This window comes from Xenorhabdus griffiniae (genome assembly GCF_037265215.1).
GTDB classification, from domain to species: Bacteria; Pseudomonadota; Gammaproteobacteria; order Enterobacterales; family Enterobacteriaceae; genus Xenorhabdus; species Xenorhabdus griffiniae.
This window is the reverse complement of sequence record NZ_CP147737.1, coordinates 3210502-3231124: the sequence shown is the minus strand read 5'-3', so window position 1 is coordinate 3231124 and position 20623 is coordinate 3210502. Positions and strand designations below refer to the sequence as shown.

The following is a 20623-nucleotide window of genomic DNA, read 5'->3' as shown; positions in this document are numbered from 1 at the left end:
ATCAGCTAAATTATATAGCCACAGGCGCCATATTTTCATATTCAGATACTTTCGATTGCAGCTTGACAATTCCATCAACTAATGCACATATAATAGCACCATTTATGTCAGCCAATTTATGCCAGTCCGCATCATCCTGATGGTACGCATTAATAATAATCTCATATTCAGCGAGCTTTTCTACTGCTTCGCAAAGTGTGATTAACTTCTTAGGTGCTCTCATTAAATCAAGATAATCAATCGCTGCTTGGAATTTAAATCTATCAGCATCGCTGTTTGATTTCATAAAACTATCGTATGCTAACAACGCTAATTCACTACGTTTTTTCATTTCCCGCGCCAACTCAAACGCTTCTTTGCATAAATCTGAATTAGTCATTATCATCACCTGTATATTTAATTTTACCCGTCAATATCCCATCAATTAGTGTGCGCATTTCCCAGCACCAATAGAAAGATTCGACATAAACAGATAGTTGTTCGTAGTTATGTTGCTTGCGCTGAATAAATTTTTCGGCAGCTTCACGGGTTAAATGCGTGTTTACGGTTCTGTAGTCATATTTCCAGTGGAAAACATAGGCATCCTCTAATACAAATATTATGCATTCAGCTTTGTCGTGATCATCTAATTCTGACCAATCAGATAAATATTCCTCTTGGGCGTGTTTAAATATTCTTTCTTTCTGTGTATCTTCAAAACTATCTAATGCCGCCTCAATGGAGTAATATTCCCAACAATCGCAATATATGCCTATCTCATCATCTTCGAGGCCAACAACTTTAACTCGTTCTCTCACTGTGAATGATGGGTTCGTTGTAAAATGCTGGTCAACGCCAGCCCCTTTATGTTGATATTTGAGGCGATTAACAAAATCATTCCATGTTTCACGGGATAATTCGCCGCCGTCTGCCAGTGATGTAAAATCAGTCATTATTTAAACTCCCTGCATATATTCGCTGCCCGTTCACACATATCAGTATCAAACCAGCCGAAGTGGTATTGATTGAAACTGATACCTAATTTTCTCGCTAACCATCTGTACGCATCCGTGCGCTCTAAATTCCATTTTTCTCTGACATAATCGAAATGCTGATGGGCTGATAGACGCGCTATCCGTGTCGGTTTATCTGCCAATGACCCCATTGGAATATCTGTTTCCGGATGAATGCTGACACGCGCACCACATGTCCAGCAGTGGTATAACCACGGCCAGCGGTTGTCATGGATACGTTTAAATACATTCAGATGACGCTCAATCATCACGTGCCTGCCACAATATCGGCAGTGTGTCGGAATGGGGTAGGGGTCGTTAACTCTGAGAACTGCTTTTGGATTTGGGTTCCATGGGGTGTATTGCATGAGGGACTCTCCTTCATGAATGCCACCCAATGTGTATTTGCCCTTTTTCCTGACGGGTGGCCAAACAATGGTGATTGAGATACCAGCGCTAATATTTCACTGGTTTTGATTTGCGTTTCATTCCATTTAAAAATCAGTGTTCCTGCTGGGCGTAATACTCTAAATGCCTCCCTGAATCCCTGTGCTAAATCATCGCGCCAATTATTTTTATCCAATATGCCGTATTTCTTCCGCTGCCAACCGTTTTCACCTGCTCGTTCCAGATGAGGCGGATCGAATACAACTAACTGAAATGAATTACTGGTAAATGGCAGGGCGCGGAAATCACAGATAATATCCGGTTCAATATTCAACTCCCTGCCATCGCATAAAATATGACGCTCTCGCCGGATATCGCAAAAAATAACATTGGGATTATTGCGGTCGAACCAAAACATCCGGCTGCCGCAACACATATCCAATATGGTTGGTGACACAATAATCCTCCCGCCGCATAGCAGCGTAGTGATAGGGTTAAAATAGATCTAACTGAAATATTTCGCAGGATTCAGAGCAGGAACCGGTATCAAAACGCTTAGCCGCAACCATTTCCCGATAGAGGTTTTGATAATCCGCATTTGAATACATCCGGGCTATTCCGTCTAATGATAGATTCCCGCGATACATAATTTCACGCGGTGTTTTTCTATGACCATCTCGGACATGTTTTCCTGTAATGCAGGTTTGTTCGAACAGCATTTTCAATCCCGGTTCATCCTGACAGGCCAGTCCAATTTTTTTGGCGTTCTTTTTAATGCAAAACACGCAATTACCCAAATACTCCGGTATTAATAAATCAAACGGCTGTGATTTCCACCAATCTAAAATATCGGTTTTGTCAAAGTCGCAGATATCTGCCAGATAGCTGACGCCCTCTTTGCGGGTTAATCTCCGTGGCTCGTCTGCTCGAATGCCAATCCACGTGTGATAATTACCGCGTCCGAAATGGTCATTGCAGTAATCCCGAAATGGCCTGAGTTTCAGGCGATCAGTACAGAATGCTCCCCCGATGTAGGGTGTGCCGTATTTTTTCACCATTTCCGTGAACGGTTTTAATACCGGCATCCGTGTTTGTATATCGCTCGGTTCCCAGATAGTGTAGCCATTGGATGCGCCCAGCTGAGGATTAATATCAGCCTGTAAAACAACTAACGGAATATCCCAGAATTTCACAACTTCCCTGACAAATCTGTAGGTTAATGGGTGCTCCGCCCCAGTATCCATAAACACATAGCGAACATCCTCACCTTGCTGGCGGCGCTGCTCCATCAGATAGACGAGGTATGCCGATGTCCTGCCGCCAGAGAATGAGACGACATTGATCATTGTTATATCCTAGGTGGGTTTATTCGTATTCAGCTAATGAACGAATATTTTGCAGTTGGTATGGTTGGGATACTCATCACGGATTTTTTTCATCATGGCGTACTGTTCGCCCGAACTCATCCTGCACCATTTATCAAATGCGCATAAATTGATTCGATGCGTAGGCATCTTTGTATCAGGTGGTTCATAGATGTAGAGGTATACATTCTCATTATTCATTGGAGGCCCCTGTCTGGATTGCCGAGCACGGTGACTTGGTGTTGGAAATCGGTGGGGTGATATAATCTACCGCGTTTTAGCTTTGTCCCTGTCTTTATCCTTTCTGCGTACTCCTTAGCCCATTTACGATTGCAGATAACGCATTTTCCATTTGCTACAAACCTCTCCGTATGTCCATGCGGACAGGGTTTTCCCTGAAAATATTTAGTCTCCTTGGTTATTGGTTTGTGTCTCCATAATCATGGATTTTATTTTCCCAAACCCCTGTTTTAATACTTCGCTATTCATCCCCTCAATAGCTGTCCAGCTCCGTGTGGCAAAAATGTTTTCCATAACGTCCAATCGCTGTTCTTTAGCTTCTTTGCTGTTCCCATCCAGCCCCAATTTTACGAATAACCCCTTTATTTCCTCGCACATGATTTCTCTTTGGCGCCTTTCGTACTGAAAACCATCATCCGTGATTTCGTTAACAAACAGCATTGAGCTGTCATGCTGCTCCATTGAATCAAAGTGCTTTCCGCCGATGTTGAGAAAATCAAAATGTGGAGCGAATGTCTGGAAAGTAGGGAAGTCGAACTCTTGTCCATTGAGCCTGTCAGTGCGATCCTTCTCTACCAGCGCCCTGTTAATGATTCTGCCGTTTTCTCTGTGCTTAATCATTTCGATGAGTAGCGATGGTTCATATCCCATCTCTTTCTCGGTTGCCATTTTTGTACCGTTAGTGATGAGTTCCATCTTTCCTGTTTCATCATTTTTTTGGTACTCATAAATAGAACCTGCACGACCACAAACTATTGCGTGGATCTTTGAAGAGAGGAATAAGTCGGTAAATTCAGCCCACTTGGCTTTGATAGGCTTCCAGTGATGGAATTCAAGCTGATAAACAGGTTTTGCACGTGGATTATTCTTTTGGCGTTGAGTATTGAGTTGCTTTAGATAACTATCCTGACAATCTTTCCATACGTGAGTAATTGAGTCTGCAATGATAATGGAGCATTCCTGTTCCGCTTCCCGCCAAAATCCCATCAAATCTTTAATTGCTCGGCTCTCGTCATAAACTAAAAATTCAATACCAACAGCCTCAAAAAACGGAATTATGTATGTTGCCGCTGGTTCTGTATCGAACATAGCAACAGGTTTTTTGAGATTATATGTTTTCCATAACCCTACAGCTATTTCCGTTGCTGTTCTGGTTTTCCCTGACCCCGCATCACCGTAAATTCCAATTTTTGCAAACGCCTGCTTCCGCTCGGCTTTCTTCAAATAACTTTTCATGCTTGTCTCCTCTGCACCTGACACAAACATAATTTGCGTAGCAGGTCATTAACCATCTCATCGACCTCATCGCCCGCATCGAACAGTTCACTGAATATCTCATTCATCCGTGGTGAGAAAATAGAGCATGTCCCTTCTGGTAATGAGTTATATAATCTGTGAGCGTCGTTTTCTTGTTGTTCCTCTACAGCTTCCTGATAGGCTGCCTCTTCCATTCTGCGCTCATATTGCTCATCCTGAGCACCGTAGGGGTTGTAATCGAATCTCATGCCGCCTCCCGATGTAATTGCCTGTTCAATTCCATTGATATTTTGCGCCCCATCCCTGATTTGATAATCGCCTCAACCAAACTCACCTCATCACAGTTATTCACGAGATGAGTTATTATTTCGCTAGGGTCTGGATTGGAGCGTTTGGTGAACTCTGAGAATGTCATGTCAATTTGCAGGTCTGCGGGGTCTTTGAATATTACCTGTGTGCGTCCATGCAGCGTCTTGCTGGTCGTTTCCGCATAGGTATAACTGAGCGTGATTGGATACATGATTACCTCTGTTAAATCGGAATAAATACAGTTAATGAGATGAGAAAGAGAGTAATTCGGCGCTTCCATGCGCCGCCGGTTCCTAACTGCTTGCGGTTTTGTGGGTACGACCGCACACCCGTCGAACATGTTGTTACGCATGTAACAGTCCCTCGTTAGTGAAAACGATTTGTGATTTTCGAGTTTGGATTATTTAGAGGTCAGCGCAATCAGCGCTTTGGCGTGCAGTTCGGCGGATTCGAGGTCGAGGTGGATTAGTCCGCGTTGTAGCCAAGTGATATCATCTATGCCTCCATCCCAAAGCATAATTTCTTCAGAATCTGCGTAAATATCTGGAAGGTAATAATGTGTTAGTTCAGGCAACGGCTCCCTCACTGGCTCAGGAACATCATATACCCCAATTTTTATAGTGCGGGGTTTTAGTCGGTACATCAAATGGATATCAAAATTGATGGCGCGATCGCAATCTGTCCAGATGACATTATCAACACAGTTAAATGCACCATATTGAAAATGCTCCCACGGTTTATCCGTTTCCTGAGCTAATTTCGCGTATTCCATAATTAAATCGGCGTGAATGTGTTTAGGCATTGTTTATCTATCCTCCAATGGCATCGCACCGTCTTCTGGGTAATCAGTGCAATAGACACCCAGTTGTTCTATATAAAAACCACCGTCATCCTGAATTGCTAAATTAGTGCCAATAGTAAATTCTTCGCTTAATCTTATTTCTTCTACTTTCTCGTAGGGGATTCCTACGAAATCACAAATGCGCTGAAATTGTTTAATTGTTAGTGTGATTTTACTCATTATCATTTTCCTATATTCAGGTAATAAAAAGCCCCGCATTGGCGAGGCTGGTGATTATTATTTAAAATTTTATGCCATACATAATAATGTTATCGTAGGGACTAATAATGCTAACGCTATTAGCACGCATATAAATTTAACTATTTTGTTCTTAGATGTGCATCCTATATACATAGATAACACTCCAACTGGAAGCGTTAACCACCAACACATCAAAAACATAAATTTGAACCATTCAAGGCTATACATTTCTGCTACTAACACACATATTCCCTCATGAATTCATTGTCGAATCCATGAATATATCAGAGTCACTCACCACAGCCCACTCGGAAATGAGCTGGAGTTAGTTAATTTCCACCGACGGTTAAATCGAATTCTCTTTTAGTAATGGCTGGCTGCAACCCATTTGCAATGGGTATTTCATTTTCCGGTTCTGGTGACTTTATAAAACGCCAGCCTTTGAATAATCTCCCTGTGTAAATATTATCCATGTAACCTGGAAAGCAGCCTATTTTATCCCGCAAAAATTCCAGTGCTGCCATTCTTTCTGAGATATCCGATTTCATCCGATTAAATTCATAATCAGTCATTACACCCTCACTATTAGTTATTATTGCGCCTGCATATTTAACCACCTCAGACGGCAGTGGTTCTTCGTATTCCCCAACACAAAGAAATCGGCTATTATTCAATCTCCCTAACACTAAGAAGGATTGAATTAATGGATATAGGTTTATTTATTTCTTCTGTCAAAAATGCCCTTGGTACTCTTTCGACTATTCAAACGAACGAGGTACTCAGAGAGAGAATCACTTTCATCTACGAGCAAATTGAAGTAATTCAAAAAGCCAATGAAGCGACCGAGAAAGAACTTGCCGAGCTTAAAATAAAGAACTGCGAACTTGAGAAGGAAGTAGCGAGTTATCGGGAAAAGGATCAATTTATCCAGCACATGGGAGCGACCTTTAGAAAAGATTCCTCTGGCGGCTACATTAGGGCTGTGTATTGTCCCAATTGTCTTAAAGCGGTCGGTAGTGGATTCCCTAATTTTCCTTACCATTGTGGCTCCTGTGGTTGGTCATCTGAATTTGAGGGTGGAGATCTTGAATCAATAATGAAAACCCTCCCATAACTTACTCCTCATAGCCCACTCATCGAATGGGATATAATTAGCATTTGAGTCAGCCGCATAAGTGTTAAACCCTCGCACTCACCCCGCCGCTTTCCAATCTACGGCGGGACTTGGTTTTGGTTGAAACTGGTTTTTTAGATGGAGCGCCGTTAACTGTTGTAATGAAACTACTTAATGCGTTAACAGTGTCACGCTCCTGTTTGGTCATGCGTTGTTTGGGTTCGCGATTAGACCAGAAATTTTCACGCTGCTTTCTCTGGAGTTCATCGAAAAAATTATCGAAAATTGATTCAAGATTGTCTTTCATGAATATTCTCCCGTTAATTGGCTTTGATGCTATGGCGATGCTCACCACACCTCAAAGCCAACTGCACTTTGAACTAATACACGACTGAGCTTCATAACGAGTACGCCTTTACGGGCTGTTGCTTCGCCCGATTGCCTGAATGATTACCCGATACACTGAGTAACTATCCGGCGCGATTTCGATTTGCTAGGGCTCGTCAGTTGCCTGTCGTGGGAGTTAGGTTGTTAAAGAGCGGTTGGTGCTTATCGTTGGCTGTGCGCCTTTGATGATTAAATTAAACACCATGTGGATTATTAAGTCAACAAAAGGTGTACTTTATATTTATAAAAATACTCATTTTGTGTATTTAATGTTGATTTATAAGGGATTTATTTTTTGTGAATTTATAAATACGTGATAAAAATCTCGTTTTTTACGAAAAGGGAAAGCATAAGAAGAGATTTTTATTTGAAGGGAGGATAATAACTATGTGGTTGTCGTCATTTTTACCTAGGACAACCACATTATTTGCTACGGTTTTTTTCTAAAATTTTCGTCGTTCTTTGCAAACTCGAATGAATCTAAAATAATGCCCGTGACACGTAGAACATCTTCTGGTGTATCAATAAAAATTCTCGAACCATTGGCTTCTAATCCAGCTCTACGAACTTCATTGATGAGTATATCCGTTAGCTCAATTGGCGTCTGAATATACGATTTGCTCTTCTTGTCGAAATACCTGACAATCCATCTATTTGTCTTTCCTTGATATAATATTCCGAAATAAGATTCAGTATCCTTATATTGCAAATCAATATCTTCACCTATGATTGATTTGATTTTTTCGAACAAAGCAAGTTCGTTCTTTGTCGTAATGATATTTGGATTGTCTGGATCAATGATCGTATCCGGTTCAGCAGGCTCTACTAGTGGCTCTCTGTTGGATGCTTCATCAATTGGGATATGTCTGTTCGATAATCCAGAAACAACCATGTCACTTACTGATTTTTCAACAGCCTGTTTCACTAATGGTGTTATTGATTCTATAAATCTTTGATTTAACTGTCTTTCAACATTCGATCTACTTGCAACGTATCTGACGAATTCGCTATCTACTTCCCGCAAACTTGAACTGATAGTTTTTATAAATGCGGAAAGATATACACTTTCTTCCGCAAGAGTTCGTAATGCTTCAGGCTTAAACTTATCGTGCCTAAATCTATACAATTGGCTAGCATCGGCATCGCTGATTTCATCCATTCTAATGCGTAAGAATGGAGTAGGATCCATGACATTTTTTTGTTTTAAATCTGTAAAAAAGCGCCACTCCTGCCCGTTAGTTATTGCTGATATTGTTACCTCTGGTGTTGAGTTAAAATAACGCGATAATTGAGGGCAATGATTTTCTATTTTTTCTTTATATCCTTTGGCTTCTATAAACATGACAGGTACACCTTGGCAAAATAGAGCATAATCAACCCGCTCATTCACTTTCACACCAGGGAAATCTGCCCCATACTCGGCTTTAACTTTTTGGGGATCATATGGATTAAAACCAAGGATATCCAAAAAAGGCAATATTAATGCTTGTTTGGTTGTCTCTTCAGTAGAGCAGTGTTCACCTACATTTTTAACATGCTCAACGTGATGCTTAAGTTTCTGTCTGAAATTTTCCATCCCAATTCCTTAACAATCAATCACTGAATACCAAAACATCTTTCCTATTATCTTAACGTCACTTTCATCAGCTATTTCATCTTCATATTCTTCTCTGTTGTAACTCCTTATGAGTATTTTTCCACGCGGTTTCCGATGGAGGATTTTTAATCGCTTTAATCCATCTTGTTCTATTGCATAAACCTTTCCGTCTACGATACGCTTATTGGCTGTATCTATAGCCACAATCGCCCCATCAGGAATGACTGGTTTCATGCTATTTCCTTTCGCCGGAAAACAGAGAGTCGTTGAGCCATCGCTATCAGCTCCAACGCATCTCAGCGTGGATTTAGAAAGTCTTATATGGCCGCTATAATCGACACTCACGCAACATTCATTATCGCAAGCAAATTCAATGTCTTTCAAAAATGGGACTTCGACTCCATCGCTATCCAATTGTGTATTATTGTCCCAAGAATCAATTTGTCCCCAGTCTTTTTCCTCTGGAATTTCTATGTTCGAAATGGAGTGGCTCTTTCTGTTTTCTATTTTTGGCGGTTCTACTCCATTAAGAAGCCAATCTAAAGAATAACCATAAATGTCACTAATTTTTTGAGCAGCATCCCGACTAATGGAGTTTCTTTTTAGCCAATTATTAACTGTCTGAGCACTAGTATTTAAGCGTTCAGCTAATTCTTTTTGTTTCAATCCTTCCTGACTTAACAGGTAGTTTAGTCTTTTATTTAGCGTCATATACTCCTCCGAGAATAGACGATAAACATTTTGTGAACTAAGGCAATCATCTTACCGTTGACCTTATTGGATATTGCGATTAACATTATGTGTATTAAATACACAAGGAGTTGGTTATGGTGCAATTAAAAACGCCGCTACAAAAGGCTGTTGATGCCGTAGGAGGGAAGCAAAAAATCTTGGCAGATTTAGTTGGTTTATCTCCTCAAGCTATTAGCAACTTAAAGAAACGTGGCGGAAATTTACCAAGAACAAAAATTGTCGAGTTTAGAAGGGCGACTGGCCTGCCGTTAGAAATTCTTTACCCTGACATTGCGGAATAATCGCATCGCTCTTTAACAATCTACCCTCACGACAGGCTGCTGGTGTGACCCTAGCAAACTGAAATCGCGCCGAGTAAAACTCAGGCAATCGGGGAGTTATGCCCCGTAAAGGCCGATCATCATAATGCCAGTTCGTGTTTATTAACCATCATCTATCTCAGGATAGTTGATGCACCTGTATTTTTATTAAACGAAACTAAACATTAGGAATTTTACTAATGGAAATCACAGGCGGGACAAAAAGAAAAACCCCAGTTGCGGTAACAACTGAGGCCTCTTTATACAGTTTGGCGTGTTGGTATCTCGATGAAGAAGAGGTATGCAAGCCCACTCTAAAGCAACCAACAACGAGGTAATTATACATGAAAAATAAATTTAATGATAGCGCTGTGCATAAAACTTTGGTGAAAGACCCAACCAAGGAATAAGAAAAATGAGCATGATTTTGATGGCTAAGGCCATGCAGGTTAAGGTTGGCAATCCATCAAGGAAGCTGGTCTTAATTAAGCTGGCCGATAATGCCAATGATAAAGGCGAGTGTTTCCCATCTTATCAGCATATGGCTGATCAATGTGAAATAAGTCGCAGGAGTGTTATTAATCATATTGACGCTTTATGTGAACAAGGTCTGGTGAAAAAGGTTTACCGGAAGAATGAAAAAGGAAACTCATCCAACATTTATATTCTGAATTTAGATGGTGCAAAAAATTCACCCCCTAGTGAAAATTCTGCACTAGGGGTAGTGAAAGAATTGCACCATCCTAGTGAAAATATTGCACCACCCCCTAGTGAAAATTCTGCACCCAGAACCAGTCACTCTTTTGAACCAGTCAATGAACCTATAAAACATATAGCGAAAGTCGCTAAAGCTCCTCGTGGGGAAAGTAAAAATAAACATGCGTTCAGAGGGGAAGTTATAAGACTCAACCAAAAGGACTATGACAACTGGAAAAAGATTTTCCCTCACATCGATCTGAATAACCAACTGCAACGGCTGGATATTGAATTTCAGGCTGAGATGCCGAAGAACTGGTTTATCACTGCCAGTCAGAAATTAAACTACCAGAACAGCCAGCAATTCAGCCGTAAGCAAATCACCAACCCTAAACCGGAGTCAGCCAGTAACTGGAATACCGCTGAGGCATGGGAGGAATTTCTATGAATCGCAATCTGGTTAACGCAATTGCTAATCGTGATGGTGCGGCGTTGTCTCGGCTGTTAGATGGCTATCAGTCTAACAATCAGCCAGTGGTGAATGAAAATGCTGAGCGGTTAGTAAATGCGCTGTTCAGGCAGCTAAAACAGGTTTTTCCTGCTGCTACGCAAACTAATCTGCGAAACGAGTCAGATGAGGCGCTAGCTAAGCAGCAATGGATCGCTGCATTCGCTGAAAACGGTATTCGTACCAAAGAGCAGTTATCGGCGGGAATGCGTCAGGCGCGCGCCAGTGAATCCCCGTTCTGGCCTTCTCCGGGTCAATTCGTGCAGTGGTGCAAGCAGGGTGAAGCACTGGTAATTGGGTTGCCAACCGAAGACGAGCTTTATGAGATGTTCCGTGATTATTGCTCTCAGCGTGGTTGGTGTGAATACAAATGGCAATCTAACGCCTGTTACTGGATGGTAACAAATATTCACGCTGAAATGTTACGCCAGAACTTAACTGATTTGGAGGTTAAAAAACTCTGTAGCCGGGAATTGAAAATCATGGCTAAGCGGATTCAGGCAGGCGAAAAGATACCAGAACCCGTTGTTCAGATTGAGAAAAAATACACACCTACCGATCATTACACAGCGTTGGAAAATATCAAACGAATTAAGAAAATGCTGGCAAAAGACATTAAGGATGATATTTATTCATATCAGATAAGAGAATGGCGGAAATAACTAATTCCCTCATAATCCATTTATTTCTAAGGATTTTTACATGACAACCATTTTCCACAAAGATAAACACTGGGAAGACAATCCACAGAGCTATCAAATTTATAGCCTACTGAGAAGCAAAAATCGCTCTTTCGTTTACAGAGATGAGCATCATTTCAACCGAAAGATCAGGCGTTGTTATCCACGCGGTAATGCATTCATTCGGCTGGAAAGGTTGGAGCTGAATAAACCCCACCATAAGGACTATTGAGATGAAATTAACTGAAACCGAGATTAAACAAATCGCAATCTGGGCGCTGGGAGAGGACACCGGAATATCATCAAAAACCATAGTCAGCATAGCGCTAGGTTTGAATGAAAGTGCTGTTTACAGATGGGATATGCCACATGATGTCGCTGATTTTGGACGTTGTTATAGGCTCATCAATCAGATCCCCAGATTAGCTGAATATCTACCTCTGGTAGCTGAGAAATGCCCGCAATGGCAGCCGTTAGTTGCTATCTGGGATGAGCTATCCCGACTGTATGAGGCTGATTTACAAAATAATGGCCGCACATGTTATGACAAAATCAAATCGCTGTATGAAGAATGCATGGCTGCTGCTGGTTACGTAAGGGTGAATGATATTTATTGGGTTCACAAGAGCAAATTACAGGGGGAAGAATGAAAATCAAACAGCTACAACAACAGATTCACCAACAAAATATCGACGCGGGTTGGTGGGATAATCCCCGTGAACGCGGAACATTGCTCTGTTTAATCCACTCCGAAATCAGCGAGGCAATGGAGGGAGAGCGCAAAAATTTGATGGATGATCATTTGCCTCATCGCCCTATGGCTGAGGTGGAACTGGCTGATGCTGTCATTCGTATTTTGGATTACGCAGAGGCATTTGGTTATGACATTGAGGGCGCGATTGCTGAAAAATTAGCATACAACAGGCATCGGGCAGACCATAAACGAGAAAATCGCGCCAAATCTGGTGGGAAGGCATTTTAATGAAAATCAAAACATCGGCACTAACGGGACGGGCGTTGGATTGGGCTGTGGCTAGGGCGATTGGTATGGATATTTATATCTGCGGTCGTTCTCGTGATGATGAATATGGATGGATTGGTAATTATAACGTCACGGAGGCGGCATTTGAGAAACCAATTATCACCGTTGGCCTCTGTGGTGAGGTTCGTATTGAATTTCAGGCAGAGGCAAAACCGTATTCTCCATCTACCGATTGGGCACAGTGTGGACAGTTGATTGATAAATACATCGACGATTTAACTCACATGGCATTTAGAGGTGATCATTGGGTGGCAAATTGTAGAGCAGCACGAATTGGTGATTTTTCTATTTTTAAAACTCAAACAGGTGACACCCCTCAAATCGCCATCTGCCGTGCTGTAGTCGCTGCAAAATTGGGCGACGAGGTTGAGATACCGGATGAGCTGGTGGAGGGGATATGACAATGGCAAGAACAGCAATTGAACGAGCTAATAATGCTGCGAAACACAATTACTCATGGTCAGCAATGTGTCAGGTTCACATCTGTAAAAAATGCGGCACAGCAGAGCACCGCAGCGGTTGGTATTGGTGGTCGGGTTACAAATCGAGAATTGAGCCGCCATGCGATCGGCGATGCTCTAAGGATGAACTACTGAAATGGCTAATCCGAAATTATGCAATAATTGTGGAACGAATGAACTTGTATTTATAGAGTCAAAATATTTTAAAAGAGAAAAAGCCTTTAAAAGTTTTGTCTTATGTAAATCGTGCAATAAAAGAACTACTCCTGTGCAGTGGTTAAGATGTGAAAGCGACGTTAGAGATCAAGTATTAAATAACTGGAATAATGAAAATTAAGGACATTTTATGGAATGTGATTTTCTATTTCATGAATCAACCAAACAAGCTGCATGGCAACAACTCAAAGACGTCCTAGCTACCAACCAACCTCACCGCCTCATCATCAAACCGTGGAAAAACAAACGCTCATTATCTCAGAACGCGACCGCGCATTTGTGGTTCGGTGAGATTAGTTGTTTTCTGAAATCTAACGGAGCGAAATTTTCACCGGATGAAGTTAAAGAGATGATGAAACACACATTCTTGGGCTACGAGGTTGTGGAGCGCATTGATGCCAGAACTCAGGAGCCTGAGCGTGTTAGGACACTCCGCCAGACATCCAAATTGGACACTGGAGAGATGTTTCGATTCATGGAGCAGGTTGAGCAGTGGGCTGTGGGTATTGGTTGTTTTGTGACAGCGCCAGATGACAGCGAATACATGAAACTCAAACAGGAGCAGGAACGGTGAGCGAAATCAGAAACGGGAATTACCTGAAAATCGATGGCGATCAATACCAGCGTATTTTTGTCGTTGGTGACCTGCACGGATGCTATCAGTTATTGATGGATAAACTACAATGCATTGATTTTAATTATAAAAATGATTTATTAATATCAGTGGGTGATCTCATTGACAGGGGGGATCGAAATGTCGGATGCCTCGACCTGATAACCCAGCCGTGGTTCAGGGCGGTTCGCGGTAATCATGAGCAGATGGCGATAGATGCTGTGTTGCATAACAGACACAGTGACGTGTGGTTTTACAATGGCGGTCAGTGGTTCCTGTATCTGGATTATGAACAGGAAATATTGGCAAAGGCACTGCTGGCAATGGCCGAGAAATTACCCCTGATTATCGAGGTGAATACGGAGCATAAAAAAATCGTTGTTGCCCATGCTGACTACCCCGATGACGAATATGAGTTCGGCAAGGAGGTCTGCTGGTCTGATGTCATCTGGAACCGAGGCCGGATTTACAATGCTGGCGATGATATCGGTGGGGAAATCACAGGCGCTGACCTGTTTATATTTGGACATACGCCGGCACCAATAACCAAACAGAACTGGAACCAATTGTATGTCGATACCGGCGCCGTATTTGGGCATGGGCTGCATCTGGAGCAAATCAAATGAAATATCTCATATTCATCGGATTTTGGTTCGCATTATCACTAATGATGGGACTGGTTTTAGGGGGATAGGGTGGTGGCAAAGTTTCGACAACGGAAATGTAAAGAATGCGGCGAGCAATATGAACCAGAACGGCAATTACAAAATACCTGCTCAATCCAATGTGCAATAGCCAGAGCCAAGAAGCAAGAGCAGAAAAAACGGGAGGAACTGGAACGACAACGAAAGAAAGATAATGAAATCAAACAGAAGTTAGCCCGCGATAAACTCAAAGCCCGCAAATTGGCAGTAAAACCCCGCAGTTATTGGATACAACAAGCCCAACGCACAGTTAATGCCTATATCAGAGAGCGAGACCGTGATTTACCGTGCGTCTCCTGTGGTACGTATACGTCCGCTCAATGGGATGCGGGTCATTACCGGACTACCTCCGCAGCACCGCAACTGAGATTTGATGAACGGAATATTCATCGCCAGTGCATTGTCTGCAATCAACATAAATCGGGGAATCTGGTTCCGTATCGGGTGGAGTTAATCCGGCGTATCGGTCTGGCAGCGGTGGATGCCATCGAATCCAATCATGACCGCCATCGATGGACGATTGATGAATGTAAGGCGATTAAAACTGAGTTTCAGGAGAAATTAAAAATACTGAGACAGGAGGCGGCATGAATATCTTCGATGATTTTTATGAGGCTCTTGAAGATGCCAGACATAAAAAAGAAAAGTACGGCAAAGATTACAACATTATTCAGAAAAAAGATCGGGCTATTGTCGTTGGTGAAGTCATGCACGGCGTTAGGATCATGTTTAGCACTGCCAATGATGGGTATCACACAGTATTGCCGGAGGTGAGATGAGGGATATTAACAGCTACAGGCATGTAGCCAATGCGCCAAGGAAATCATACCTAGGCAAAGTGCGCAGATTAACGCCAGCACAGGAGCGATGGGTCAAAGCAATTTTATCACTATGGGCTGATGAAATGGGGGGATCAGCCTACTCTGGAGGATATGGAGGTAGTGGCTGTGATGGTATTTGGCGATTTGTCAGTGGGTGGTCAGGAGAGCAGCAAGAGAAGTTTATGGATGTATTCGATAGCCTAAGAACTGCCGGATATAGAGGGGAAGAACTACTGAAAAAAGCCCACATGATTTTATTTCCCAAACAATCACTCAGCGACATATTTCAACGCGCCAACGATGTAGATGAAGCTGATTTTGTAGAGAAGGCTATCTTGAAAGCTTTTAGTAAATCCAACCCCGTATATGTCCTCGCTACTGATTATTATCTTCGCAGAAACACTGTGCAAACTCTCGCAAATTATATGCAGAGTGATATCGCGCCGTGGTTGACCATCAAGCAATGTATTGATCGGGTGAAATGGTGCATTAGTTTATTTCATGCAAAAGTCTATATGGTTTTACAGGATGAAATAGTAAGAGAGCGCTCACAAAAAGGAATAGAGGTAATAAATATTTCTGAAATAACTTGAAAATAAGTTATGAAAGTGTATATTTTAGGTATGCTCGGAGCAAGAAGCGAAAGAGCGGGTAACAAGGCAAATCGGGGCGGCGCTTGTTATCGATTCCGCCCAGTTGGTCACTTCGACTTAGATCTGGGACTCCAACCACTCCGGCTGAGAGGTCGGAATAATTCCATAGCCTCGCACTCGCGGGGCTTTTTGTTTGCATCAAAAGTAATATCCTAGACAACCATGCTATTTGTTGACCGTTCACATATGTTAAAATTTCGCCGCACGAGGGTGTAATGAGACTTTAATCACGTGAGCGGTCAACCAATGGTGTAGCAGTCCGATATCGGAACTAATTCAAAGTGAACGTTACGATCAACACCTATATCGTAGTTAAATCAATATATTAAGTGTTATTTTAGGCGTTTCGGTCAACATACTGATCGGGATTGGAGAACACCCCTTCATACTATATAAATCATATGGTTAACCTGATTTTCAGCGAAAAAGAGATCACCCCCATGCAAGATGAATTCGATGGCTTTATCCAACCATCCGGTAATTCCGGATAGTTCAAATTACCCGATATCGGATTTCCGACATCGGAACAAATTCAATCGGTTATAAATTCAAGGCTGCGCATAGCCTTTTTTTAATTTGTAACTAACCACCTTGATAAGGTGCATCGTGGTGGTCAGTTGTTAAGAAGTTAATTTTCTACTGGCGGGGAAACGCGTCTAATTAGCGAAAAATAAGCAATAACCAGTTTCATTTGTTTAGGGATTGCTGGATCTTGAAATTTAAAGGTGAATGGCTTTGCGTTTTCTGAGCCATAGAATTTTATGCCTTCTTCTTCTAAATTTATCCCCGCTTGATAATCGGGGATGCTCTTGATTAGATTCGTAATAGTTGTTAACTGTTTATCAGGGATATCAGATTGTAACAACTTATGCGCAAATTGATTCCTTATTTGGTTGAGTTGCTCGAATGCGTCATATGCTTTACGTGGAAGCCCTAGCCTCTGAGCGAGTCTGGATTTATGCTCAAATGACATTCTAAATTTAACATTCTCTGTATTGTCGGGTTTTTCGGCAAACAGATCTTCAATACCTAAGTGAGCGCAAATGTAGGCTTCTAAGAAACTTTCACATGTTAAATGCAATGTTAAAACCGTCACTAACGGCGTGCTGTTCTCACATATTGTCATTATTGACTGGGATGTATCATCATTTTGCGCAAAAAGCCGTTTAAATATAGCTATATTCATAAAGAGTCCTCATGGGGGAATGTATGGAACTACATCATAAGAAGATTATTATTCACGACAGCACTGGCACGCCAAAAGTGATAATAGGTGATCTTTCATGCGTTCCTTCAAAGTCAAATCAGGTATTGGATATTAGCGCAGAAAAACAGAACGTTAATACTTCTGCTACCAATGAATGTCCAATAGGTAGAGAATGGTCACACCACGATGGACCTATTATTGAAATTTGGGGCTCTTTAACGTCTGAGCAGCAGCAAGCTATAAAACAAGTTATTACAAACTACCAAGATGAAATCTTTTCACTCGAATGCCAGCTGGCAGAAGGTGACTGGTATTACGGTAATTCCGATTAGTTCAAATCCCGGGATGGGAAATTACATAACGTAATAAATTCATACAGTTAAGGCTGCGCATGGTGTGGCCTTTTTAATTTTTTGGTCGCCAACTACCAGAGTGTTGGGTGCGTTGCGGATTTTACATATTCCAGCCGACCGCAAACGTTCACATAGGCAGGATCACAATTTAACATCTGAAATCATGCAGAGTTATACCTGCTACCAGTACGCATTACGTATCTACAGCCCTCAATTCTGGGGGCACTCTATTCACAACAACTCACAGGGGTAACCATCGTTCACCCCACGGACGCCCATTGTTCTAATGGGGTGGAATATGAAGATGAAAGAAAATCCTGATTTATGGGCTGACTTACTCAACGGCCTAAAAAACTCGTGGCCGCAAATATCCGGTTCTGCTTTGGCAATAGCCATTTGTTACGGCCGACTAATTTACGACGGTGTGGAGCGGAAGAACCGCTGGGTAGAGGCGCTGCTTTGTGGGGCCTTATCATGGAGTGTATCCAGTGGTCTGGAGATGTTTGGCATTCCTATCAATTTTGCACCGGCTATCGGGGGCGCCGTTGGTTTTATTGGCGTTGAGAAAATCCGCGAGTTTGCTGTTCGTGCGATTAACAAACGGTTGGGAGATAAATAGTGAGCAGAGGCATTCGCAATCATAATCCGGGTAATATTGACTATAACCCGAAGAATGACTGGCAAGGTCAAGTTGGAATCGAGACAGGTGCAAAAAATCCTCGGTTCTGCCTGTTCAAATCGCCGGAGTATGGCATCAGGGCACTGATGAAGTTGTTAATCAACTACCACAAAGGCGGGCATAACAGTGTCTCTAAAATCATTAATCGTTATGCACCCAGCAATGAGAACAACACCACGGCTTACATTAACGGTGTTTCTGAGGCGGTGAACGTAGACCCAAATCAGGTTCTGGACATCAATAAACCGACGCTGATTGCACTGGCAAAAGCCATTATCCGGCATGAGAACGGCAATCAGCCGTATTCTGAGGCAACGTTTGAGAAAGCGTTTGAGATGCTATGACCGCCTACGAGAAGGTAGTACTCGTTATTATAGCCGGACTCATTGCTTGGTCTAGTTGGTTGATGGCATCGTTAAACGAAGTAAATGATTTAAATAAAAAACTAACGACTGACTTCAATGAACAAGTTGCTATCAACACTCGGCAGCAAGAACGGATCCAGCAACTCCACGAGCTGGACACCAAACACACTCAGGAACTCGCCCATGCCAAGACTGAAATCGATATTCTTCGGGCTGATGTTGCCGCTGGTCGTCGCAAGCTGCGTATCAAAGCCGCCTGCACCGTGTCTGAAACCGTTACCTCCAGCAGCGTGGGCGCTACAACCGCCGTCGAACTCACTGGAGAAACTGGACAAGCTGTTCTCGATATCCGAGAAGGCATCATCAACGACCGGGCAAAACTGAGCTATTTGCAGGAATATGTTAGGACTGAATGCGGAGTAACGAAATGAAAGATCCAATACTGGCATCAATAAAATTTGATACCAGCAAGTTAGATAAAAAAATAGATGAATTAAAATCAGCGTTTCCTAAAGGCATCCTTGAGCATATTGGCGACATAATCACCAGCTTGTTTAGTAATGTCATTTTTACTGATTGCTCTACCACAAGAAGCGCATTTGGTTCCTCTGAGGTCGTCTATTTTCTTGATATCGACGCTGGAGCGTACAACGAGATCCTTACGACAGTTAGGGCACTTAAAACTAAGCTTACTCATCAATAACATTCCTCATCTGACTGTGGAATGACCAAGATATCAATTTTCCTTGACTGTGGATAGCAGGAAACCACTACTGCCTGAGGTGGTTAAATATGCAGGCTTTTATTTCTCTACCCATTCCCTGAGTGGCTACAGGAATAACCCATGCTGCCACCCGTTCCTATCGCGTACCCAGCGCACACGGGCTGGTGGCATTTTTATTTTCACCGCGCACCGAAAGCGCCAATCTAAACATCGAACCCTTATTTAGGAGTGAGCCTTTGAGGAGTCAGCTTGCTGATGCTCTTCGATGGGCTGATTTCCTATTTCGGCAAAGGTTCATTCCCTAAGTAAGGATAAGCATCGTGAGTACAGCATTAACTTTCAAAGAACATGAAATCGTTCCATTTGACAATAAGGACGGGAAGATTTGGTTTACGGGTAAACAAATGGCCGAGCTTCTGGGTTATGCTCGTGAAGACTCAGTCTCAAGGATTTATGATCGCAACAAAGATGAGTTCTCACCCGATATGACCATGGTCGTCAATCTGACGGTCAGCGGGGAAATCAATGGGTTACAGCATAAGGCGGTCAGAATTTATTCGCTTCGTGGTGCTCACCTTGTGGGGATGCTGTCGAAAACCAAAGTCGCCAAAGATCTTCGTAAATGGTTACTTGATCTGGCAGAGAAAGAACACCAACCACAGAACTTGGCTATGATGGATATGGAAAGCCTCAAAGAGTTAACCATTGGTGAAATGCAGAATCGCCTGGTGGCTGCCAATAAATGGTCATTCGACAACTTCGGTCGCAAAGGCAGTGACTTAATGAACTTGCGCAAGCGCCATCTCAAGAAAATTCGTAAGGCTGAGAAGGCCATCCTTGAATTATCACAGCTTGCTTTGCCTGGACTGGACGAGTTCCCCGATGAGGAAGAACCCGCATGAACCACGAACAATTTATCCAGAAGAACGTACAGGCCGAGTTAACCAAGCTCGGCTTTTCTTCATCTATAGCGGGGATGGCGAGTGACCGTGCAAAAGAACATTACCGCCGTTCAGCATCAGCGAGCAGGAAAGGTAAGCTGTTTGATGACTGTCTGAGTATCGCTAAGGCATGGGCGAGCAAGTACGAAAGACGATGATTTTATAAAATGCTGTAAACGTCATTCTAGGAGTGGCGTTGATAGAGTTTTGTAGAGGTTT

36 protein-coding genes and 1 pseudogene are annotated in these 20623 nt (G+C 42.4%); 21 read left to right on the top strand and 16 right to left on the bottom strand.

Annotated features, from left to right (window positions below):
* Positions 1-10 precede the first annotated feature (10 nt).
* The 11 genes and pseudogenes from WDV75_RS14125 to WDV75_RS14075 all read right to left on the bottom strand — a co-directional run bounded on the left by WDV75_RS14125 (position 11) and on the right by WDV75_RS14075 (position 6163).
* The gene (locus WDV75_RS14125; RefSeq protein ID WP_273572399.1) at positions 11-379 is read right to left on the bottom strand and encodes a hypothetical protein; all 369 of its coding nucleotides are present in this window, start codon (positions 377-379) and stop codon (positions 11-13) included.
* Positions 372-932 (bottom strand): hypothetical protein, encoded by a 561-nt coding sequence (locus WDV75_RS14120; protein WP_338860025.1) that lies wholly within the window; start codon positions 930-932, stop codon positions 372-374. Before WDV75_RS14120 ends, WDV75_RS14125 begins: the two co-directional genes overlap by 8 nt.
* Positions 932-1261 (bottom strand): zinc-finger-containing protein, encoded by a 330-nt coding sequence (locus WDV75_RS14115; protein WP_338860024.1) that lies wholly within the window; start codon positions 1259-1261, stop codon positions 932-934. Before WDV75_RS14115 ends, WDV75_RS14120 begins: the two co-directional genes overlap by 1 nt.
* Before the next feature lie 98 nt (positions 1262-1359).
* Positions 1360-1815 (bottom strand): annotated as a pseudogene (locus WDV75_RS14110) (SAM-dependent methyltransferase); the annotation flags it as partial.
* Between the two features lie 58 nt (positions 1816-1873).
* A complete protein-coding gene (locus WDV75_RS14105) occupies positions 1874-2725 on the bottom strand; it encodes a phosphoadenosine phosphosulfate reductase family protein (protein WP_273572374.1) in 852 nt (283 codons plus the stop codon).
* A gap of 423 nt (positions 2726-3148) precedes the next feature.
* Complete coding sequence (locus tag WDV75_RS14100) at positions 3149-4219, bottom strand: AAA family ATPase (protein ID WP_338860023.1); 1071 nt, start codon at positions 4217-4219, stop codon at positions 3149-3151.
* Positions 4216-4488 (bottom strand): hypothetical protein, encoded by a 273-nt coding sequence (locus tag WDV75_RS14095; RefSeq protein ID WP_273572356.1) that lies wholly within the window; start codon positions 4486-4488, stop codon positions 4216-4218. Before WDV75_RS14095 ends, WDV75_RS14100 begins: the two co-directional genes overlap by 4 nt.
* Positions 4485-4901, bottom strand: a complete 417-nt coding sequence (locus WDV75_RS14090; protein ID WP_273572355.1) for a hypothetical protein — start codon at positions 4899-4901, stop codon at positions 4485-4487. The genes WDV75_RS14095 and WDV75_RS14090 overlap by 4 nt, the downstream gene beginning before the upstream one ends.
* Before the next feature lie 48 nt (positions 4902-4949).
* Complete coding sequence (locus tag WDV75_RS14085) at positions 4950-5351, bottom strand: hypothetical protein (protein ID WP_273572354.1); 402 nt, start codon at positions 5349-5351, stop codon at positions 4950-4952.
* Between the two features lie 3 nt (positions 5352-5354).
* Positions 5355-5570 carry a hypothetical protein gene (locus WDV75_RS14080; RefSeq protein ID WP_273572353.1) on the bottom strand — a complete coding sequence of 72 codons (216 nt, stop codon included), beginning with the start codon at positions 5568-5570 and terminating at the stop codon, positions 5355-5357.
* Between the two features lie 350 nt (positions 5571-5920).
* Positions 5921-6163: a hypothetical protein gene (locus tag WDV75_RS14075; RefSeq protein ID WP_338860022.1), complete on the bottom strand. Its 243-nt coding sequence runs from the start codon at positions 6161-6163 to the stop codon at positions 5921-5923.
* A gap of 131 nt (positions 6164-6294) precedes the next feature.
* Here WDV75_RS14075 and WDV75_RS14070 point away from each other — a divergent pair, with 131 nt between their 5' ends.
* The gene (locus WDV75_RS14070; RefSeq protein ID WP_338860021.1) at positions 6295-6705 is read left to right on the top strand and encodes a hypothetical protein; all 411 of its coding nucleotides are present in this window, start codon (positions 6295-6297) and stop codon (positions 6703-6705) included.
* Between the two features lie 64 nt (positions 6706-6769).
* Here the strand turns inward: WDV75_RS14070 and WDV75_RS14065 are convergent, their stop codons facing one another.
* From WDV75_RS14065 to WDV75_RS14055, 3 genes are all read right to left on the bottom strand, one after another.
* Positions 6770-7012, bottom strand: coding sequence for a hypothetical protein (locus WDV75_RS14065; RefSeq protein ID WP_338860020.1), 243 nt, complete (start codon positions 7010-7012; stop codon positions 6770-6772).
* A gap of 510 nt (positions 7013-7522) precedes the next feature.
* Positions 7523-8668 carry a type I restriction endonuclease gene (locus WDV75_RS14060; RefSeq protein WP_273572129.1) on the bottom strand — a complete coding sequence of 382 codons (1146 nt, stop codon included), beginning with the start codon at positions 8666-8668 and terminating at the stop codon, positions 7523-7525.
* A gap of 9 nt (positions 8669-8677) precedes the next feature.
* Positions 8678-9400 (bottom strand): XRE family transcriptional regulator, encoded by a 723-nt coding sequence (locus WDV75_RS14055; protein WP_273572127.1) that lies wholly within the window; start codon positions 9398-9400, stop codon positions 8678-8680.
* Positions 9401-9516: 116 nt separating this feature from the next.
* Between WDV75_RS14055 and WDV75_RS14050 the strand changes: the two genes are divergently transcribed.
* The 14 genes from WDV75_RS14050 (at position 9517) to WDV75_RS13985 (ending at position 16075) form a co-directional block, all read left to right on the top strand.
* The gene (locus WDV75_RS14050) at positions 9517-9723 is read left to right on the top strand and encodes a helix-turn-helix domain-containing protein (protein ID WP_273572125.1); all 207 of its coding nucleotides are present in this window, start codon (positions 9517-9519) and stop codon (positions 9721-9723) included.
* A gap of 433 nt (positions 9724-10156) precedes the next feature.
* On the top strand, positions 10157-10885 hold the full coding sequence (locus WDV75_RS14045) for a helix-turn-helix domain-containing protein (RefSeq protein ID WP_273572124.1): 729 nt from the start codon (positions 10157-10159) through the stop codon (positions 10883-10885).
* Positions 10882-11607, top strand: a complete 726-nt coding sequence (locus tag WDV75_RS14040; RefSeq protein ID WP_273572123.1) for a replication protein P — start codon at positions 10882-10884, stop codon at positions 11605-11607. Before WDV75_RS14045 ends, WDV75_RS14040 begins: the two co-directional genes overlap by 4 nt.
* A 40-nt stretch (positions 11608-11647) precedes the next feature.
* Positions 11648-11857, top strand: a complete 210-nt coding sequence (locus tag WDV75_RS14035; RefSeq protein WP_273572122.1) for a hypothetical protein — start codon at positions 11648-11650, stop codon at positions 11855-11857.
* 1 nt (position 11858) lies between these two features.
* Positions 11859-12275, top strand: coding sequence for a hypothetical protein (locus WDV75_RS14030; protein ID WP_273572121.1), 417 nt, complete (start codon positions 11859-11861; stop codon positions 12273-12275).
* Positions 12272-12607 carry a hypothetical protein gene (locus WDV75_RS14025; protein WP_099116416.1) on the top strand — a complete coding sequence of 112 codons (336 nt, stop codon included), beginning with the start codon at positions 12272-12274 and terminating at the stop codon, positions 12605-12607. The genes WDV75_RS14030 and WDV75_RS14025 overlap by 4 nt, the downstream gene beginning before the upstream one ends.
* Positions 12607-13068 (top strand): phage protein NinX family protein, encoded by a 462-nt coding sequence (locus WDV75_RS14020; protein ID WP_273572118.1) that lies wholly within the window; start codon positions 12607-12609, stop codon positions 13066-13068. Before WDV75_RS14025 ends, WDV75_RS14020 begins: the two co-directional genes overlap by 1 nt.
* Before the next feature lie 33 nt (positions 13069-13101).
* The gene (locus tag WDV75_RS14015) at positions 13102-13263 is read left to right on the top strand and encodes a hypothetical protein (RefSeq protein WP_273572116.1); all 162 of its coding nucleotides are present in this window, start codon (positions 13102-13104) and stop codon (positions 13261-13263) included.
* A gap of 1 nt (position 13264) precedes the next feature.
* Positions 13265-13465 carry a hypothetical protein gene (locus tag WDV75_RS14010; RefSeq protein ID WP_338860019.1) on the top strand — a complete coding sequence of 67 codons (201 nt, stop codon included), beginning with the start codon at positions 13265-13267 and terminating at the stop codon, positions 13463-13465.
* Positions 13466-13474: 9 nt separating this feature from the next.
* The gene (locus tag WDV75_RS14005; RefSeq protein ID WP_338860018.1) at positions 13475-13918 is read left to right on the top strand and encodes a YbcN family protein; all 444 of its coding nucleotides are present in this window, start codon (positions 13475-13477) and stop codon (positions 13916-13918) included.
* A complete protein-coding gene (locus WDV75_RS14000; RefSeq protein WP_273572327.1) occupies positions 13915-14583 on the top strand; it encodes a metallophosphoesterase in 669 nt (222 codons plus the stop codon). Before WDV75_RS14005 ends, WDV75_RS14000 begins: the two co-directional genes overlap by 4 nt.
* Positions 14584-14655: 72 nt before the next feature.
* Entirely contained in the window at positions 14656-15252 is a 597-nt protein-coding gene (locus WDV75_RS13995) for a recombination protein NinG (RefSeq protein WP_273572328.1), read from the top strand.
* Positions 15249-15440 (top strand): hypothetical protein, encoded by a 192-nt coding sequence (locus WDV75_RS13990; RefSeq protein ID WP_273572329.1) that lies wholly within the window; start codon positions 15249-15251, stop codon positions 15438-15440. The genes WDV75_RS13995 and WDV75_RS13990 overlap by 4 nt, the downstream gene beginning before the upstream one ends.
* The gene (locus tag WDV75_RS13985) at positions 15437-16075 is read left to right on the top strand and encodes a hypothetical protein (RefSeq protein WP_273572330.1); all 639 of its coding nucleotides are present in this window, start codon (positions 15437-15439) and stop codon (positions 16073-16075) included. The genes WDV75_RS13990 and WDV75_RS13985 overlap by 4 nt, the downstream gene beginning before the upstream one ends.
* A gap of 688 nt (positions 16076-16763) precedes the next feature.
* Here the strand turns inward: WDV75_RS13985 and WDV75_RS13980 are convergent.
* A complete protein-coding gene (locus WDV75_RS13980) occupies positions 16764-17321 on the bottom strand; it encodes a hypothetical protein (RefSeq protein WP_273572392.1) in 558 nt (185 codons plus the stop codon).
* 23 nt (positions 17322-17344) lie between these two features.
* Between WDV75_RS13980 and WDV75_RS13975 the strand changes: the two genes are divergently transcribed.
* The 4 genes from WDV75_RS13975 to WDV75_RS13960 all read left to right on the top strand — a co-directional run bounded on the left by WDV75_RS13975 (position 17345) and on the right by WDV75_RS13960 (position 19170).
* Positions 17345-17674 (top strand): hypothetical protein, encoded by a 330-nt coding sequence (locus WDV75_RS13975; RefSeq protein WP_273572391.1) that lies wholly within the window; start codon positions 17345-17347, stop codon positions 17672-17674.
* Positions 17675-17993: 319 nt separating this feature from the next.
* On the top strand, positions 17994-18314 hold the full coding sequence (locus WDV75_RS13970) for a phage holin, lambda family (protein ID WP_422399054.1): 321 nt from the start codon (positions 17994-17996) through the stop codon (positions 18312-18314).
* Positions 18314-18718, top strand: a complete 405-nt coding sequence (locus WDV75_RS13965; RefSeq protein WP_273572336.1) for a structural protein — start codon at positions 18314-18316, stop codon at positions 18716-18718. Before WDV75_RS13970 ends, WDV75_RS13965 begins: the two co-directional genes overlap by 1 nt.
* Complete coding sequence (locus tag WDV75_RS13960) at positions 18715-19170, top strand: lysis protein (RefSeq protein ID WP_273572337.1); 456 nt, start codon at positions 18715-18717, stop codon at positions 19168-19170. Before WDV75_RS13965 ends, WDV75_RS13960 begins: the two co-directional genes overlap by 4 nt.
* 68 nt (positions 19171-19238) lie before the next feature.
* Here WDV75_RS13960 and WDV75_RS22165 read toward each other — a convergent pair whose 3' ends face one another.
* Positions 19239-19436 carry an ECs_2282 family putative zinc-binding protein gene (locus WDV75_RS22165; RefSeq protein WP_422399053.1) on the bottom strand — a complete coding sequence of 66 codons (198 nt, stop codon included), beginning with the start codon at positions 19434-19436 and terminating at the stop codon, positions 19239-19241.
* Positions 19437-19783: 347 nt separating this feature from the next.
* On the opposite strand from WDV75_RS22165, the gene WDV75_RS13950 reads away from it, so the two are divergent.
* Positions 19784-20365: a BRO family protein gene (locus tag WDV75_RS13950; protein WP_273572416.1), complete on the top strand. Its 582-nt coding sequence runs from the start codon at positions 19784-19786 to the stop codon at positions 20363-20365.
* Complete coding sequence (locus WDV75_RS13945; RefSeq protein ID WP_338860017.1) at positions 20362-20562, top strand: hypothetical protein; 201 nt, start codon at positions 20362-20364, stop codon at positions 20560-20562. Before WDV75_RS13950 ends, WDV75_RS13945 begins: the two co-directional genes overlap by 4 nt.
* The last annotated feature ends 61 nt before the right edge of the window (positions 20563-20623 follow it).